Below are 1,384 nucleotides of genomic sequence, written 5' to 3' on the forward strand. Positions count from 1 at the left end.
TTAATTATAACAAGGATTTTTCATAAATGTTTTTTTATTTTATTCGCTTGTAAAATTATTTAAGTGTTTTTGCACTATTATAGTTTGTATAATCCTCTATCAATTTTTACTATTAATTCAGATTTTACTAAATTACTAATATTAGAGCTATAATATTTTGGATGGTCAACTCCTAATTTTTCATTAAGGTAAGAAATAGGTACTTCATCCCCCTCATACATAGCCATTAATTTTAATATTTGAGGTGTTCTTCCCCATCCAGCCCCCTTAAGCTTATCATCTAGTTCAGACTTTTTTATATATTTTACAACATTACTTAATCCATTCTCATAATCACTCATATCAATATGTGAATCATTATCGGCTTCAAACATACTCTCTCCAACAACATGTATTGGTGCTAGAAATCCATCCGATACTTTTGATACTTCATCTAATACTATCTTTTCAACAGTAGTATCAACTTCATTCAATGCATTTACAATAATGTCCTTTCTCTCATTCTCCTTTAATAACGGAATCTGAATTTCATGAAAAACTCTTCTTATTGAAGCATGTTGTTTTTCCATTATACCCATTGCACCATTTATTCCAACTAGAATTATACTTATATTTGTAGCTCCTTCATCAACTAACTTTTCAGTTAATGCTTTAAAGAATGAACCAAAATTTATTTTATCTACTACCCTATCTAGCTCATCTATAATTATTAATATTCCACTCCTATTATTAGCTATCTTATCAGAAATTCTTTTTAATAAGTTTGCGAATTTATTTATTATATCAGGTGAAATATGCTCTGCTTCACTTTCAGCTTTAAATGTTGTCTTTATTATTCCTAAGTTAAATTCTAAATCTACATTAAACCCCTTATCATTAAGGTCTGGTAACATTCTTAATTTATATTTTAAATTTTCAGTTAGTGAATCTACTATTTCCTCTAAACTATTTGTTTCTAAGCAAATATGCTTAGCTATTATAAAATTAAAATCTATATTATTTCTATCTATTCCAACCTTATCTATTAAAGTCATATCTCCATTTGCTATTAATTCAATTTGCTTTACATATGAACTCTTTCCAATTCCTCTTTCTCCACTTACAAATACGTGCTTAGGTTTTCTATGCATAGTTTGATACATGGCATTTACCATATAAAAAACTTCTTGTTCTCTTCCTGAAAATATATTTGGATTATCTAATGGCAAATTAGTAAATGGATTTCTCTTTAACACGAATTTCTTATATATCCCTCCATATATCTATTAAAACTTAATCATTTTATCTTTATTTTAATACAAATACCAATTATTTGTATATACTTTATTGTCATATATTAATTTCAGGTATGTTCAGATATTTCTAGCTTATTGTTATATTTTTT

The 1,384-nt window shown here is 26.4% G+C and carries 1 protein-coding gene; it reads right to left on the bottom strand.

The annotated features are described in order from the left end of the window. Positions 1 to 77: 77 nt before the first annotated feature. A complete protein-coding gene (locus B2694_RS00710) occupies positions 78 to 1,235 on the bottom strand; it encodes an ATP-binding protein (RefSeq protein WP_346884138.1) in 1,158 nt (385 codons plus the stop codon). Between the last annotated feature and the right edge of the window lie 149 nt (positions 1,236 to 1,384).

Source organism: Clostridium sp. UBA4395 (assembly GCF_002390995.1).
Taxonomy (GTDB): domain Bacteria; phylum Bacillota; class Clostridia; order Clostridiales; family Clostridiaceae; genus Clostridium_J; species Clostridium_J sulfidigenes.